Annotated in this window: 14 protein-coding genes; 8 read left to right on the plus strand and 6 right to left on the minus strand. The window is 74.5% G+C overall.

Going from position 1 to position 15,326, the window contains the following annotated elements; genetic code table 11:
• The 4 genes from AC5FZL_RS09920 to AC5FZL_RS09935 form a co-directional block, all read right to left on the minus strand.
• Positions 1–531 (minus strand): NUDIX domain-containing protein (locus AC5FZL_RS09920; RefSeq protein ID WP_493618422.1); only part of this gene is annotated, 531 nt, incomplete at its 3' end.
• Positions 524–1,822, minus strand: coding sequence for a cytosine deaminase (gene codA / locus AC5FZL_RS09925; protein ID WP_493618423.1), 1,299 nt, complete (start codon positions 1,820–1,822; stop codon positions 524–526). The genes AC5FZL_RS09920 and codA, both read right to left, overlap by 8 nt.
• The gene (locus AC5FZL_RS09930) at positions 1,819–3,279 is read right to left on the minus strand and encodes a purine-cytosine permease family protein (RefSeq protein WP_493618424.1); all 1,461 of its coding nucleotides are present in this window, start codon (positions 3,277–3,279) and stop codon (positions 1,819–1,821) included. The genes codA and AC5FZL_RS09930 overlap by 4 nt, the downstream gene beginning before the upstream one ends.
• 72 nt (positions 3,280–3,351) lie before the next feature.
• Positions 3,352–4,491, minus strand: a complete 1,140-nt coding sequence (locus tag AC5FZL_RS09935) for a PucR family transcriptional regulator (protein ID WP_493618425.1) — start codon at positions 4,489–4,491, stop codon at positions 3,352–3,354.
• Between the two features lie 149 nt (positions 4,492–4,640).
• Between AC5FZL_RS09935 and AC5FZL_RS09940 the strand changes: the two genes are divergently transcribed.
• The 7 genes from AC5FZL_RS09940 to AC5FZL_RS09970 are packed head-to-tail and all read left to right on the plus strand — an operon-like array spanning position 4,641 to position 11,483.
• Positions 4,641–6,116 carry an APC family permease gene (locus tag AC5FZL_RS09940; RefSeq protein WP_493618426.1) on the plus strand — a complete coding sequence of 492 codons (1,476 nt, stop codon included), beginning with the start codon at positions 4,641–4,643 and terminating at the stop codon, positions 6,114–6,116.
• Positions 6,113–6,814, plus strand: a complete 702-nt coding sequence (locus AC5FZL_RS09945) for an SDR family NAD(P)-dependent oxidoreductase (RefSeq protein WP_493618427.1) — start codon at positions 6,113–6,115, stop codon at positions 6,812–6,814. Before AC5FZL_RS09940 ends, AC5FZL_RS09945 begins: the two co-directional genes overlap by 4 nt.
• Entirely contained in the window at positions 6,814–7,593 is a 780-nt protein-coding gene (locus tag AC5FZL_RS09950) for an SDR family NAD(P)-dependent oxidoreductase (RefSeq protein ID WP_493618428.1), read from the plus strand. The genes AC5FZL_RS09945 and AC5FZL_RS09950 overlap by 1 nt, the downstream gene beginning before the upstream one ends.
• Before the next feature lie 17 nt (positions 7,594–7,610).
• Entirely contained in the window at positions 7,611–8,576 is a 966-nt protein-coding gene (speB, locus tag AC5FZL_RS09955; RefSeq protein ID WP_493618429.1) for an agmatinase, read from the plus strand.
• Positions 8,573–9,514: a polysaccharide deacetylase family protein gene (locus AC5FZL_RS09960; protein ID WP_493618430.1), complete on the plus strand. Its 942-nt coding sequence runs from the start codon at positions 8,573–8,575 to the stop codon at positions 9,512–9,514. The genes speB and AC5FZL_RS09960 overlap by 4 nt, the downstream gene beginning before the upstream one ends.
• Complete coding sequence (locus tag AC5FZL_RS09965) at positions 9,511–9,987, plus strand: ester cyclase (protein WP_493618431.1); 477 nt, start codon at positions 9,511–9,513, stop codon at positions 9,985–9,987. The genes AC5FZL_RS09960 and AC5FZL_RS09965 overlap by 4 nt, the downstream gene beginning before the upstream one ends.
• A 35-nt stretch (positions 9,988–10,022) precedes the next feature.
• Positions 10,023–11,483 carry a sodium:solute symporter family protein gene (locus tag AC5FZL_RS09970; protein ID WP_493618432.1) on the plus strand — a complete coding sequence of 487 codons (1,461 nt, stop codon included), beginning with the start codon at positions 10,023–10,025 and terminating at the stop codon, positions 11,481–11,483.
• A gap of 67 nt (positions 11,484–11,550) precedes the next feature.
• On the opposite strand, the gene AC5FZL_RS09975 is transcribed toward AC5FZL_RS09970, so the two are convergent.
• Together AC5FZL_RS09975 and AC5FZL_RS09980 are read right to left on the minus strand one after the other, a co-directional pair.
• On the minus strand, positions 11,551–12,948 hold the full coding sequence (locus tag AC5FZL_RS09975; protein WP_493618433.1) for an aspartate aminotransferase family protein: 1,398 nt from the start codon (positions 12,946–12,948) through the stop codon (positions 11,551–11,553).
• Between the two features lie 37 nt (positions 12,949–12,985).
• Complete coding sequence (locus tag AC5FZL_RS09980) at positions 12,986–14,500, minus strand: CoA-acylating methylmalonate-semialdehyde dehydrogenase (RefSeq protein ID WP_493618434.1); 1,515 nt, start codon at positions 14,498–14,500, stop codon at positions 12,986–12,988.
• Positions 14,501–14,609: 109 nt separating this feature from the next.
• On the opposite strand from AC5FZL_RS09980, the gene AC5FZL_RS09985 reads away from it, so the two are divergent.
• On the plus strand, positions 14,610–15,326 hold a 717-nt coding region (locus tag AC5FZL_RS09985), incomplete at its 3' end, for a PucR family transcriptional regulator ligand-binding domain-containing protein (protein WP_493618435.1).

A 15,326-nucleotide genomic window follows, 5' to 3' on the forward strand; every position in this document is an offset into this window, starting at 1 on the left:
GGCCGGGGCGTTGGTGATCTGGCCCGCGCGCACCGCGGCGACGGCGTCCGCGAGGTCGACCCAGGTGAGCGTCATGCCGGCCTCGCTGGGCTCGCGGTCCGGCTCCTGGGTGACGGCCGCGCCGGTGGCCCGGTAGATCTCCAGCCGCTCGTTGGAGAAGCCCGGCGACGTGTGCAGCGTGAGCAGGTGGCTCCAGGTCGGCGCCGTGACGCCCGCCTCCTCGGCCAGCTCCCGCTCGGCCACGGCGCGCGGGTCCTCGCCCTCGTGGTCACGGATGCCGGCGGGCAGCTCCCACTCGGCCGCGCCCATCGCCGGCCGCCACTGGTGCACGAGGAGCACCCGACCCGCGTCGTCCAGCGCGACCACCGCGGCGGCCCCGGGGTGGTCGACGAGGTCGTACGTGCTCTCGGTGTCGGCGCTCAGGCGCAGGTGGTCCGAGTGCACGGTGATGAACTTCCCCGAGAAGCGCTCGGTGGACTCCAGCACGGCGTAGCCGTCGGGCGGGGTGGTGGAGCGGGTGAGGTCAGCCATGGCGCTCCCCTACCCCGAAGTCCACCGCCTCGTCGGGCCGCCCGGGCCAGGTCAGCGTGGTGGGCGCGACCGGGGTGGTGGCCACCACGCGCCCGTGCGCGACGACGTGCGTGGGCCGCACCTGGCGCCGGACGGCGTCGAAGGGGCTCGTGGCCGGCAGCAGGACGAGGCTGGCCGGGCGGCCGACCTCGAGCCCGTACGCGTCGCCGAGGCCGAGGACGGCGGCCGCGCGGTCGGTGACCATGCGGAAGCACTCGGCGACCTCGGCGGGCGAGAGCATCTGCGTGGCGTGCGCCCCCACGTGCGCCACCTGCAGCGGGTTCGCGGTGCCCAGGGGGTACCAGGGGTCGAGGACGTCGTCGTGGCCGAACGCCACGTTGACGCCGGCCGCGAGCACCTCCTTGACCTGGGTCAGGCCCCGGCGCTTGGGGTAGCCGTCGAAGCGGCCCTGCAGGTGCAGGCTGACCATGGGGTTGCTCACGAGGTTGATCCCCGAGCGCACGAGCAGCTGGTGCAGCTTGTACGAGTACGCCGGGTTGTACGAGCCCATCGCCGTCGTGTGGCTCGCGGTGACGCGCTCGCGCAGACCGGTGCGCAGGGCGTGGGCGGCGAGCACCTCGACGAAGCGCGACTGCTCGTCGTCGATCTCGTCGCAGTGGGCGTCGACCCGCAGCCCGTACCGCTGGGCGACGTCCAGGGCCACGTGCACCGAGCGGACGCCGTCCTCACGGGTGTCCTCGTAGTGCGGGATCGCCCCGATGACGTCGACGCCCCGGCGCGCGGCCTCCTCCAGCAGCTCCTCGCCGCCGGGGAAGGAGCACACGCCCTCCTGGGGGAAGGCGACGAGCTGCAGCCCGATGACGTCGCGGACCCGGTCGCGCACCTCCAGGAGCGCGTCGAGGGCGACCAGGCCGGGGTCGGTGACGTCGACGTGGCTGCGCACGTGCAGGGCGCCGTTCGCGGCGTACCAGCGCAGCACCTGCTCGGCGCGCTCGACGACGTCGTCGCGGGTGAGCATCGGCTTGCGCTCGGCCCAGCGGGCGATCCCCTCCCACAGCGTGCCGCTCTCGTTCCACCGCGGCTGGCCGGCGGTCAGGGAGGCGTCGAGGTGGACGTGCGGCTCGACGTACGGGGCGCTGGCCATCGCCCCGGCGGCCTCGACGACGGTGCGCGCGGGGACGGCGTCCGGCGCCGCCTCCGTGATCGCCACGAAGCGGCCGGCGTCCACGTGGAGGTCGACGGGGCCGGCGCGCCCGTCGAGGCGGGCCCCGCGGACCAGGAGGTCGATCACCGTGCCGGCACCGGCGCGGACAGCGAGACCCGGGCGGGACGCAGCAGCAGGTACAGGCCGCCGGCGACGACCGAGCCGAACAGCCACGACAGGTCGACCCCGCCCATGGCGCGGGCCAGCGGGCCCTGCAGGAGCTCGGGGATGCCGTACTCCGCGCTCCAGGTGGCCACGATGCCCACGACGAAGGCGACCATCGCCGGCCAGGAGACGTCGACGAGCCGGCTCCGCCCGGGAGCGTCGAAGAGGGCGTCGACGTCGACCTCGCGGCGCTGCACGACGTAGTAGTTGACGAGCACGATCGCGCCCCAGGGCGCCACCCAGGTGACCAGGCCGGCGAGCCAGGCGTCCAGGGCCGCGGCGAAGTCGCCCTGGAGGACGAGGTAGATGGTGAAGACCAGGGCGAGGGCGCCGACGCCGTAGCTCAGGCGCCGGCGGTCGACGTTCCAGTCGAGGGTCTGGGCGCAGAGGCTGCAGGAGTAGATGTTGAGGATGTTCGTGGCGATCGGGCCGTGCAGCACGAGCAGGATCACCGGGATGGCCAGGGCGCCGAAGTTCTCGACCACGAGCTGGCCCGGGTCGACGCCCTGCGCCACCGTCGCCAGGGTGGCGCCGAAGACGCCCAGCCACACCGTCGGCAGGAACTGCCCGAGCACGCTCGCGAGGTAGAGCCGGGCCGGCGGCATCGAGCGCGGCACGAAGCGGGAGTAGTCCGAGGCGTAGGCGAACCAGGTGATGCCCCAGCCGATGCCGATCGCCGTCATGATCGTGCTCATCGCGCTCCACAGCGCGGCGCCCTCCAGGCCCGCGCCGGCGTAGCCCCAGTCCACGCCGCTGGAGCTCCAGGCGACGATGGTCATCGCGAGCATCACCACGAGGGTGACCGGCACGGTCCAGCGCTCGAAGCGGGCGATCGCCCGGAAGCCGACGGCGGCCAGGAGCACCTGGCCGACCATGAGCAGGACCGCCACGAAGATCTTGAGGCCGGTGCCGCCGTCGACGCCGAGGCGCCCGAGCAGCGCCACGACGAGGTCGAGGATGATCCAGGTGTTGACCGCGCACCAGCCGGCCGCGAGCAGGCCCTGCATCGCCGCGGGCAGGTAGGCGCCGCGGCGGCCGAAGGCCAGGCGCGAGAGCACCATCTGGCTGACGCCGGTGCGCTGGCCCATGAGCACGAACAGGCCGAACACCGACATGCCGATGAGGTTGCCGAGCACGAGCACCGAGATGGTCTGCACGAGGGACAGGCCCAGCTCGACGCCGAGGGCACCGAGCACCCAGTTGATCGGCGCGGTGTTGGCGCCGGCCCAGATCCAGAACTGGTGGCCGGCGGTGGAGGTGCGGGCGGACTCCGGCACGGGCAGCAGCGAGTGCTCGGCGACCTCCGTGGCCTCCAGGGCGTCGCGGCCGGACGCCGGTGGCGGCGCGCTCTGGGCTGGGGTGTGCATGGGGACGGACATCGGCCCTCCTGGGCGCTCGGGGTCGCCGAGGACGGTCGACCACGGCGGTGTCCGCAGCGTTGCCGCCGTGTTTCAGCGGTGTTGCCGGCTCCGCGGTCGACGGTCCCACGCCCAGAGCCCCACGGCGAGCGCCACGCGGTCGGAGAAGGAGGTCGGGCTGCGCCCGGTGAGCTCGGCGATCCGGGCGAGCCGGTGGCGCAGGGAGTTCGGGTGCAGGAACAGCGCCCGGGCGGTGCTGCCCACGGCGCCGTCGTGGTCGAGGAAGACGCGCAGCGTCGTCAGGAGCGCCGCGCCGTGCTCGCGGTCGTGGTCGGCGAGCGGGGCGATGAGGCGGTCGGCGAAGGGGGCCAGCCGCTCGGGCGGCTGCAGGTCCAGCAGCGCCTCCAGACCGGTGAGGTCCGCCGCGACCGCCGGGGCCCCGCGCCGGCGGGACAGGGCCAGGGCGGCGAGCGCCTCGACCGCTCCGCGGCGCAGGTCCGCCACCGCGACCGGGTCGCCGATGCCGCACGGGGAGCCGGTCGCCTCGGCCACGGCCACGGCCGCCGCGCGGTCGGCGTGCAGGCTCAGGGCCGCCTCCCCCACCTCGGCCACCACCGCCGAGGGCAGGTGGCCGGCCACGGCGGCGGCCGCGGCGCGCGGCCACGCGGCCACGACCACCAGGCCGCCGGCACCCAGGCCCCCGCCCAGGCCCACCGCCTCGAGCGCGTCGTCGAGGACCTCCGGCTCCGCCCGCCCCTGGAGCACCAGGGCCAGCAGCCGGGCGACGAGCTGCTGCACCTGGCCGGCGCCGCTCGCCCGGGCGCTGCGGTCGGCGAGCAGCTGGGTGATCGCCTGGAACGGGACGCCGCGCGGGACCTCGAGCAGCACCAGCCCGCGCGCGGTGCACGCCTCGACCAGGGCCGCCGGCACCTGCGGGCTCACGTCGCCCGAGCCGAACCCGAGCGCGCTGGCCCCGGCGTCGACGAGGTGGTCGACGAAGGTGCGGCAGCGGGCGTCGTCGGTCAGGGACATGCCGACCGTGAGCACGAGCTCGCGCCCCCGCAGGTACGGGCGCGGGTCGAGCAGCTCGGTCAGGTGCGCCCAGCGCACCGGGGCGGAGGCCGCCTCGGGGACGGCGCGCACGACCAGGCCCAGCGCGGGCACGGCGAGGAGGTCGCGCACGGTGGTCAGGGCAGGCTCGGCGACCCCGGGGGCGGCGGGTCGCTCCAGCACAGACGGAGGCTAGTCCTGTCAAGCGACGTCGTGCACGTGCACGACGACCGCTCTCCGGCGTGGGGAGCGGAACCGACCTGCCCCCCGGCACCTCGCCCTGCGGCGGCTGCGGCTCCACCCTGTGCAGCACTCGCCCTCAGGAGGCCCAGATGGCACAGCTCGAGAGCTCCTCCGCTCCCGTCCACGACGACCACCGCCTCAAGCGGGAGTTCTCCCTGTGGTCGGCGTTCGCGTTCGCCTTCGCCTTCATCTCCCCGATCGTCGCCCTCTACGGGATCTTCGGGCTGGCCTACAGCACCGCGGGGCCGTCGTTCTGGTGGAACTTCATCCTCGTCTTCGCCGGCCAGCTGCTCGTGGCGCTCGTCTTCGCCGAGCTCGTCTCGCGGTGGCCGCTGGAGGGCTCGATCTACCAGTGGTCGCGCCGCCTCGTGGGCGCCGGCTACGGGTGGGGCGCCGGCTGGGTCTACCTGTGGACCCTCATCGTGGCGATGTCCAGCGTGTCGATCTTCGCGGCGGGCTTCGTCGGCAACGTCTTCGGCTGGGACCTCTCGCCCGGGCAGCAGGCCCTGCTGGCGTGGGTGATCATGCTGCTGGGCACGGCGGCGAACATCGCCGGGCGCCTGGTGCTCAAGGTGCTCATGACCGCCAGCATCGTGGCCGAGGTCGTCGGCTCGATCGGCCTGGGCGCGTGGCTGCTGCTCTTCCACCGCGAGAGCTCCCCCGGCGTCCTCACCGAGGGCTTCAGCGACCCCGGCTACCTGTCCCTGTCCGGTCCGTTCCTCATCTCGATGGCGTTCGTCGGCTGGTCCTTCGTCGGGTTCGAGTCCGCCGGGTCGATCGCCGAGGAGGTGCACCGCCCCCGGCGCAACCTGCCGAAGGCGGTCGTCTTCTCGCTCACCTTCATCGCGCTCGTCGTGATGTTCTCCGCGCTGGCGGTCATCCTGTCCATCCCCGACGACATCGCGGCCAACAGCGCCGACCCGGTCTACGACACCCTCGCCTTCCAGCTCGGCGAGGGCCCCGCCAAGGCCGCGCAGGTGCTCTTCACGATCGGCTTCCTCGCCTCGTTCCTGGCCCTGCAGACCTCCGCGTCGCGGGTCATCTGGTCCTACGGCCGCGACCGGGCGCTGCCGGCCGCGGGCGCCCTCGCACGGCTCAGCCGCACCCAGAAGCAGCCGGTGGTGGCCCTGGCGCTGGCGACCGCGATCGGCTCGGTGATGATCCTCGCCAGCCAGCAGGCACCGGACTTCTACACGCTCATGCTCAACTTCACCTCCGGCGGCTTCTACCTGGCCTTCCTCTTCCCCCTCGTGGGCAACCTCGTGGTGCGCGTGAGCGGGCGGTGGACGCCGGGCCCGGTCGGCTGGGGCCGCTGGGGCACGCCGCTGGCCGTGGTGGCGGTGGTGTGGGCGCTGTTCCAGTTCCTCAACATCGCCTGGCCGCGCGACTTCTACCCCGAGGACCCGTTCCTCAACTGGTCGGTCTTCCTCGCCGTGCTGGGCCTGGCGGTCGTCGGCGGGGCGATCTACGCGTCGGTCCGCTCCCGGATGGTCACCCCGTCCGACGCCGAGGTCCTCGACGACGACGAGGACGACGTCGCACCGGCTCCCGCGGGCTCCCGGTGAGCGGGCCGGACGCCGCCCGCGTCGCCGTCGTCAGCGGCGCCGCCAGCGGGATCGGCGCCGCCATCGCGGCGGAGCTGCGCGGGCGCGGCTGGACGGTGGCCGGCCTGGACCTGGCGCCCTCCGGCGAGCACGGGCAGCAGGTGGACATGGCCGACGCCGCGGCGGTCGCCGCCGCGGTCGCCGCCGTGCAGGACCGCCTCGGCCCCCTCGACGCCGCGGTCTCGGCCGCGGGCCACTACGCCATGGCGCCGGTCTCGCAGATCACCCGGCAGGCGTGGCAGCGGATGCTGCGCGTGCACCTCGGCGGCGCGCTGAACCTCGCCCGCGCGGCCACCCCCGGCATGGCGGAGCGGGGCGAGGGCTCGTTCGTGGCCATCACCTCCGAGCTGGCGATCGGCGGCGGCGCCGAGGACGCCCACTACGCCGCGGCGAAGGGGGCGGTCATCGGGCTGGTGCGCTCCCTCGCGGTCGAGCTGGCCCCCCGCGGGGTGCGGGTCAACGCCGTGGCCCCCGGCCCCACCGACACGCCGCTGCTGGCCGCGGACTCCCCGTGGCGGGCGCCGGAGTACCTGGCCACCCTCCCGCTGCGGCGCCTGGTGCGCCCGCAGGAGATCGCCGCCACGGTGGCGTTCCTGCTCACCGACGGCACGTTCGCCACCGGTGAGGTCCTCTCCCCCAACGCCGGAGCGGTGATCTGATGAGCACGTCGCAGGAGCGCTCCGGCCCGCTGGCGGGCCGGGTCGCGCTGGTGACCGGCGCCGCCCAGGGCATCGGCCGGGCGATCGCCGAGCGGCTGGCCCGCGACGGCGCGCGCGTCGTCGTCAACGACCTGGACGCCGAGCGGCTGGCCGACGTCGTGGCCGCCACCGGCGCGACCCCGGCGCCCGCCGACGTGTCGGACCCCGACGCCGTGGCCGCGATGGTGGCCGACGTCGAGCGCCGCGTCGGCCCGGTGACCGTGCTCGTGGCCAACCACGCCTTCATGACCATGGCCCCGCTGGCCGACGCCGACCTCGACGACTGGTGGCGCGTGGTCGACACCAACCTCGGCGGCACCTTCTGGCTCGTGCAGGCGGTGCTGCCCGGCATGCGCCGCGCCGGCGGCGGCCGGGTCGTCGTCATCTCCTCGGAGTGGGGCGTCATCGGCTGGCCACGGGCCACCGCCTACGCGGCCTCCAAGGCGGGGCTCATCGCCCTGGTGAAGACCCTCGGCCGCGAGCTCGCCCCCGAGGGCATCGGCGTCAACGCGATCGCCCCCGGCGTCATCGACACCCCCCAGCTCGAGGTCGACGCCGACGAGGCCGGACTGCCCCTGGAGGAGATGCACGCCCGCTACGCCGAGGGCATCCCGCTGGGCCGGCTGGGCCGCCCGCAGGAGATCGCCGCGACCGCGGCGTTCCTCGCCGGCGAGGCGTCTGCTGCGATGGTCGGGCAGGTCGTGCAGGTCAACGGCGGCACCACCCGGTCGCGCGCCTGATGCGGAGGAGAGAGCACATGCAGGAACCGCGTTCCACCGACGGCGGCACCCTCGGCCCGGTCGACGGCCTGGCCGTGCCCCGGTTCGCCGGCCACACCACGTTCGCGCGGCTGCCGCGCCTGGAGGACGTGACGCGCTACGACGTGGCGGTGCTCGGCGTGCCGTTCGACGCCGGCGTGACCTACCGCCCGGGGGCGCGCTTCGGCCCCTCCGCGATCCGCCAGGGCTCGCGGCTGCTGCGCCCCTACAACCCGGCGCTGGACGTCAGCCCGTTCGCCGGGATGCAGGTCGTCGACGCCGGCGACGTGGCCGCCAACCCCTTCGACATCACCGAGGGGCTCACCGCGGTGCAGACGGCGCTGCGCGAGCTGACCGACGAGGCCCGCCGCGTGGTCGTCCTGGGCGGCGACCACACCATCGCGCTGCCGGTGCTGCGGGCGCTGAAGGACCAGCACGGGCCGGTGGCGCTCGTGCACTTCGACGCCCACCTCGACACCTGGGACACCTACTTCGGCGCGCCGTACACGCACGGCACCCCGTTCCGGCGGGCCTGGGAGGAGGGCCTGCTGCTCCAGGACAAGAGCATGCACGTGGGCACCCGCGGCCCGCTGTACGCCGCCAGCGACCTCACCGACGACGCGGGCATGGGCTTCTCCATCGTCTCCTCGCGCGAGATGGACGACCTCGGCGCCCGCGGGGTCGTCGAGCGGATCCGCGAGCGGGTCGGCGACGCCCCGGTGTACCTGTCCATCGACATCGACGTGCTCGACCCCGGCTTCGCGCCCGGCACCGGCACCCCCGAGCCGGGTGGGCTGACCAGCCGCGAGCTGCTGGCGATCGTGCGCGGCCTCGACGGCGCGAACGTCGTCGGCGGCGACGTCGTCGAGGTCTCCCCCGCCTACGACCACGCCGAGATCACCGCCATCGCGGCCGCCAACCTCGCCTACGAGTACTGCTCGCTGTTCGCCCGGGCGCGCCGGTGACCACGCCGGGGGTCGCGGAGGCGGGCCGCGGGGCGGTGCCCGCCGGGCCGGTCGTCTGGCCCGGCGGGCACCGGTCGGCGGCGTCGTTCACCTTCGACGTCGACGCCGAGTCCGCGGTGCTCTTCGCCTCCCCCGGCTCCGAGCACCGGCCCGGGGTGATGAGCCACCAGGCCTACGGGCCCCTCGTCGGGGTCCCGCGCGTCCTCGCGATCCTCGAGCGCCACGGCGTCCGGGCGACGTTCTTCGTGCCCGGTTACACGGCCGAGCGCTACCCCGGCGTCGTGCGCGACGTCGTGGCGGCCGGGCACGAGGTCGCCCACCACGGGTACTTCCACGAGAGCCTCCAGGGAGCGCCGCCGGAGGTCGAGGCGCGCTGGTTCGACCGCGGCCTGGAGGCGCTGGAGCGGGTGGCCGGGGTGAGGCCGGTCGGCTACCGGGCCCCGATGTGGGAGCCGTCCTGGTACACGCCCGAGCTGCTGCACGAGCGCGGGCTGCTCTACGACTCCAGCCTCATGGACGCCGAGGTGCCCTACGAGCTGGCCGTCGCCGGCGGCGCGGCCTCGATCGTGGAGGTGCCGATCCACTGGTCCCTCGACGACTGGGAGCGGTACTGCTTCATCCCCGGCGTCAGCGAGGGGCACATCGCCAACCCCCGCGACGTGCACGAGAGCTGGAGCGCGGAGCTGGAGGGCCTGCGGGCCGCCGGCGGCTGCTTCGTGCTGACCAACCACCCCTTCATCACCGGGCGGCCCTCCCGCGCGGCGGTGCTGGACGCCCTGGTCGGCCAGGCGCTGGAGGGGGGCGACGTGTGGGTCGCCTCCCTCGCCGAGATCGCCGGGCACGTGCGCTCCCTCGGACTGCCCCCGCGCACCCTCACCCCGCCGAGCGTGCCCGCCGAGCACCGCGGGGGTCGCGAAGAGCAGGAGCCGCAGCCGTGAGCGACCCCGAGACCGTCCTGCGCCGCTTCTACGCCGAGTTCTGGAACGCCGGCAACGCCGACGCCGCCGACGAGCTCGTGGCCGAGGACGTCGTCGACCACCAGGCGCTGCCGGGCCAGCAGGCCGGCCGGGAGGGCTTCAAGCAGCTCGTGCGCGAGTGGCGCACCGGGTTCGCGGACATGCGCGAGGACGTCGAGGCCGTCGTGGTCCAGGGCGACGTCGCCGTCGGCCGCTTCCACCTCCAGGGCACCCACACCGGCCCGTTCCTCGGCATCGCCCCCACCGGGAACCGGGTGAGCATCCACGGCATCGACGTGGTCCGCGTCGTCGACGGGCGGATCACCGACTTCTGGTACGTCGAGCAGACCCTCGACCTGCTCCAGCAGCTCGACGTGCTGCCCGCGACCGACCAGCTGCTGCGCATGGGCCCGGGCGCGGCGCGTCCCGGCGCCCACCCCGAGCCGCCGTCCTAGAACCCCGTCCCACCCCGTCCCGAGGAGCACGAGCCATGATCGACATCGCCGTCATCATCGTCTACTTCGCCGCGATGCTGGGGATGGGCTGGTGGGGCCTGCACCGGGCTCGCAGCAGCGACGACTACCTCGTCGCCGGCCGGCGCCTGGGCCCGGCGCTGTACACCGGCACCCTGTCCGCGGTGGTCCTCGGCGGCGCCTCCACCATCGGCGGGGTGCGCCTGGGCTACCTCTACGGCATCTCCGGCATGTGGCTGGTCTTCATGCTGGGGCTGGGCATCATCGCCCTGAGCGTCCTCTTCGCCGGGCGCCTGGCCCGCCTGGAGGTCTACACGCTGCCGGAGATGCTCGAGCGCCGGTACTCCGGTGCCGGGCGGCTGGTGAGCGGCGTGGTCATGACCGCCTACGACCTCATGGTCTCGGTGACCGCCACCCTGGCGATCGGCACCGTGGTCGACGTCGTCATCGGCGTCCCGCGCATCCCGGCGATCCTCATCGGCGGCGGGGTCGTCGTCGTCTACACCGTCCTCGGCGGCATGTGGTCGATCACGCTGACGGACATCGTCCAGTTCGCGATCATGACGGTCGGGATCTTCCTCATCCTCCTGCCGATCGGGCTCGGCCAGGCCGGCGGCTTCGACGGCCTGCGCGCCTCCCTGCCCGACAGCTACTTCTCCGTCACGGGCATCGGCGGGGACACGATCTTCACGTACTTCCTCATCTACTTCTTCGGGATCATCATCGGCCAGGACGTCTGGCAGCGGGTGTTCACCGCCCGCAGCGCGAGGGTCGCCCGCTACGCCGGTCTGGGCGCGGGGCTGTACTGCATGCTCTACGCCGTCGCCGGCGCGCTCATCGGCATGGCCGCCGCCGTCCTGTACCCGGGGCTGGAGGTGCCGGACAACGCCTTCGCCACGATCGTCGACGGCGCGCTGCCGGTCGGCCTGAAGGGCCTGGTGCTGGCCGCCGCGCTCGCGGCGGTGATGTCCACGGCCAGCGCGTGCCTGCTGGCCTCCTCCACCATCCTCGCGAACGACGTCTGGGGCAGGTTCCGGCGCGGCGGCGACGCCACGGCGTCGCTGGGCGAGAACCGGTGGTGGGCGCTGGGCTGCGGCGTGGTCATGGTCGTCCTGTCCTGCCTCGTGCAGGACGTCGTCGCCGGCCTGACGATCGCCTACAACCTCCTCGTCGGCGGCCTGCTCGTGCCGGTCATCGGCGCCCTGGTCTGGCGGCGCTCGACGGCCGCGGGGGCCCTGGCGGCGATGGCGGTCGGCTGCCTCGTCGTCGTGGTCTTCATGGCCCGGGACGGGCTGCTGGCCAACTCCCCGATCTACTACGGCCTCGTCGCGAGCCTCGTCGCCTTCGTCGCGGTCTCGCTGGCGACCCGCCCGTCGTCCCCCGAGCGCCTCGACGCGTGGGAGCGCCAGCTGCGCGGGGAGCACGGCTCTCGGCACGCGCAGGACGCGCAGGACGCCCGGGGCGTGCAGGGCGCCTGAGGCGGCGGGCCGGGTGGTTCCCCGGCGCCGCTCCGCGCAGTCGCAGCAGCGGAGCGGCGCCGGGAGCTCAGGCCCCGGTGGTGTGCCGGTCGGCGACGGTCAGCGCCTCGTCGAGGGCGGCCAGGCCCTCGCGCGCCTCGTCGTCGGTGACCGTGCACGGCGGGACCACGTGCAGGCGGTGGTAGTTCGTGAACGGCAGGACGCCGGCCGCCTTGCAGGCGGCGACGAGCTCGCCCATCGCCGCGCTGGTGCCGCCGTAGGGGGCCAGCGGCTCCTTCGTCGCGCGGTCGACGACGAGGTCGAGGGCCCAGAAGACCCCGACGCCGCGCACGTCGCCGATCACCGGGTGGCGCTGCGCGAGCTCGCGCAGGCCGGGACCGAGCACGTCCTGCCCGATCCGGGCGGCGTTCTCGACGATCCGCTCCTCGCGCATCGCGGTGATCGTGCCGACCGCCGCGGCGCAGGCCAGCGGGTGGCCGGAGTAGGTCAGGCCGCCGGGGAAGGGCCGCTTCCCGAAGGTCGCGGCGATCGGCTCGCTGATGATGACGCCGCCGAGCGGCACGTAGCCGGAGTTCACGCCCTTGGCGAAGGTGATGAGGTCCGGCACGACGCCGTCGTGCTCGAGGGCGAACCACCGTCCGGTGCGGCCGAACCCGGCCATCACCTCGTCGGCGATGTAGACGATGCCGTAGCGGTCGCACAGCGCGCGGACGCCGGCCAGGTACCCCGGCGGCGGCGGCATGATCCCGGCGGTGCCCGGGATGGTCTCGAGGACGACCGCGGCGATCGTGCTCGGGCCCTCGAGCGCGATGACCTGCTCGAGGTGCTCCAGGGCGCGGGCGCACTCCTCCTCCGGCGTGCTCGCGTGGAAGGCCGAGCGGTAGAGGAACGGGCCGAAGAAGTGCACCGTGCCCGCGGCGCCGTGGTCGTTGGGCCAGCGCCGGGGGTCGCCGGTGAGGTTGATCGCCGTGGTGGTGCCGCCGTGGTAGCTGCGGTAGCGCGAGAGCACCTTGTGCTTGCCGGTGTGCAGGCGCGCCATCCGCACCGCGTACTCCACGGCCTCCGCGCCGCCGTTGGTGAAGAACACCTTGTCCATGCCCTCGGGGGCGACCTCGGCGATGAGCCGGGCCGCCTCCGAGCGCGCGGCATTGGCGTGCTGCGGCGCGATGGTGCACATCTCCTGCGCCTGCGCGGTGATCGCCGCCACGACGGCCGGGTGCTGGTGGCCGATGTTCGTGTTGACGAGCTGGGAGGACAGGTCCAGCAGCCGGCGCCCCTCGCCGTCCCAGACGTAGGAGCCCTGGGCGCGGGTGATGACCATCGGGTCCAGGGCGTCCTGGGCGGACCAGGAGTGGAACACGTGCGCCCGGTCCAGCTCGTAGGTGCGCCGGGCCTGCGCCCGCAGGTCCTCGGACGCCGGCGGGTCGACGGGGGTGTCGACGGTGGTCTCGCTCACGGTGCTCATGCGTGGTCCCTCCGGGCTGCGTGCGTGGTGCGTGCGGTCAGACGTTCTGGGGGAACCCGAGCTCCAGGCCGCCGACCGGGCGGGCGGCGGGGTCGGCCCAGCGGGAGGTGATGACCTTGCCCCGGGTGAAGAAGTGCACGCCCTCGGTGCCGTGGGCGTGGCTGTCGCCGAACAGCGACTGCTTCCACCCGCCGAAGGAGTAGTAGGCCATCGGCACCGGGATCGGGACGTTGACGCCGATCATCCCGACCTCGACCTCGTGCTGGAAGCGCCGCGCGGCGCCGCCGTCGTTGGTGAAGATCGCGGTGCCGTTGCCGTACGCGTTGGCGTTGACCATGGCGATCGCCTCGTCGTAGGAGGCGACCCGCAGCACCGACAGCACCGGCCCGAAGATCTCGTCGGTGTAGACCGACATGTCGGTGGAGACGTGATCGAGCAGGGTCGGGCCCAGCCAGAAGCCGTCGGGGTCGCCGTCGGCCTGCACCCCGCGCCCGTCGACGACCACCGCGGCCCCGTCGCTCTCGCCCGCGTCGACGTAGGAGGCCACCCGGTCGCGGTGCGCCCGCGTGACCAGCGGGCCCATGTCGGCGCCGCGGCGCCCGTCACCGGTGCGCAGCGTGCGCGCCCGCTCAGCGATCCGGGCGACGACCTCGTCGCCGATCGGGTGCTCGCCGGAGTCGACCACCACGAGGGCGGAGACCGCCATGCAGCGCTCGCCGGCGGAGCCGAAGCCGGCGTTGACCGCGGCGTCGGCGACGAGGTCGAGGTCGGCGTCGGGCAGCACGACCATGTGGTTCTTCGCGCCGCCGAGGGCCTGCACCCGCTTGCCGTTCGCCGTCCCGCGCTCGTAGACGTACTTGGCGATCGGCGTGGAGCCGACGAAGGAGACGGCCTTGACGTCCGGGTGGTCCAGCAGTCCGTCGACGGCGACCTTGTCGCCCTGCAGCACGCTGAACACGCCGGCCGGCAGGCCTGCCTCGGCCCACAGCTCGGCCAGCCACAGGGCGGCCGAGGGGTCCTTCTCGCTGGGCTTGAGGACGACGGCGTTGCCCGCGGCGATGGCGATGGGGAAGAACCACATCGGGACCATGGCGGGGAAGTTGAACGGGCTGATCACGGCCACGACGCCGAGCGGCTGGCGGATCGAGTGCACGTCGACGCCGGTCGAGGCGCTCTCGGTGAACCCGCCCTTGAGCAGGTGGGGCATGCCGCAGGCGAACTCCACGACCTCCTGGCCGCGGGCCACCTCCCCCAGGGCGTCGGAGAGCACCTTGCCGTGCTGGGAGGTGATGATCTCCGCCAGCTCGCCCTTGCGGGCGTTGAGCAGCTCGCGGAAGGCGAAGAGCACCTGGGTGCGCTTGGTGAGGGAGACCTGGCTCCACTCGGCGAAGGCGGCGCGGGCGGCGGCCACCGCGGCCTCGACGTCCTCGGGGGTGGCCAGGAGCACCTGGGCGGTGACCGCGCCGGTCGCCGGGTCGGTGACCTCGGCGGTGCGGGTCGAGGAGCCGGTGAAGGGCTTCCCCTCGATCCAGTGGGGGATCGTCGTGTTCACGGGGACCTCCGGTGCGGCGGGTGGCTGGCGCTCCCACCCTGGCCCCTCCGGCGCCCGTCGGCCAGCGACGGACCGTCAGCAGATCGGCGCTCCGCCTTACACTCCGTCGGTGATCCCGACCCTGGCCGACGTCCTCGACCTGCCGGTCGTGCGCGCAGGGTCGCCGCAGGTGCTCGCCGGGGCCGCGTCCCTGGACCGGCCCGTGCGCTGGGTGCACGTCAGCGAGCTCGGCGACCTGGCCGGGCTCCTGCAGGGCGGCGAGCTCGTCCTCACCACCGGCCTGGCGCTGGACGCGCCCGGCGCCGACCCGGGCGCGTACGTCGCCGCGCTGGCCGGGGCGGGCGCGTGCGGGCTCGTCGTCGAGCTCGGCGAGCGGCTGCCGGCGGTCCCGGCGGCCCTGGTCGCCGGCGCCGAGCGCCTCGGCTTCCCGCTCGTGGCGCTGCACGCCCCGGTGCGGTTCGTCGCCGTCACCGAGGTCGTCCACTCCCTCATCGTCGGCGAGCAGTACCGCCAGGTGCGCTTCGCCCAGCAGGTGCACGAGGTGTTCACCGCCCTCAGCCTCGAGGGGGCCTCCACCCCGGCGATCGTGGCCCGGGCCGCGGCGATGGCCGGGGAGCCGGTGGTGCTGGAGGACCTGGCCCACCACGTGGCCGCGCACGACCCGGCGGGCAGGGCGACCCCCGCGCTGCTCGACCGCTGGCCCGAGCGCTCGCGCCTGGTCCCCTGGTCCGACAGCACGGCCGTGGCCGGGCCGGAGGGCTGGCTCACGACGCCGGTCGGCGCCGGGGCGGGCCGGTGGGGGCGGCTGGTGATGCCCGCCGGGGCC

The sequence above is a fragment of the Quadrisphaera sp. DVD1 genome (assembly GCF_058932755.1).

Excerpts from the sequence above, each read along its gene's own strand:
- AC5FZL_RS09940 (WP_493618426.1), top strand. The coding sequence starts at position 4,641 with ATGGCACAGCTCGAGAGCTCCTCCGCTCCCGTCCACGACGACCACCGC.
- AC5FZL_RS09970 (WP_493618432.1), top strand. The coding sequence starts at position 10,023 with ATGATCGACATCGCCGTCATCATCGTCTACTTCGCCGCGATGCTGGGG.
- AC5FZL_RS09975 (WP_493618433.1), bottom strand. The coding sequence starts at position 12,948 with ATGAGCACCGTGAGCGAGACCACCGTCGACACCCCCGTCGACCCGCCG.
- AC5FZL_RS09930 (WP_493618424.1), bottom strand. The coding sequence starts at position 3,279 with ATGTCCGTCCCCATGCACACCCCAGCCCAGAGCGCGCCGCCACCGGCG.
- AC5FZL_RS09950 (WP_493618428.1), top strand. The coding sequence starts at position 6,814 with ATGAGCACGTCGCAGGAGCGCTCCGGCCCGCTGGCGGGCCGGGTCGCG.
- speB (WP_493618429.1), top strand. The coding sequence starts at position 7,611 with ATGCAGGAACCGCGTTCCACCGACGGCGGCACCCTCGGCCCGGTCGAC.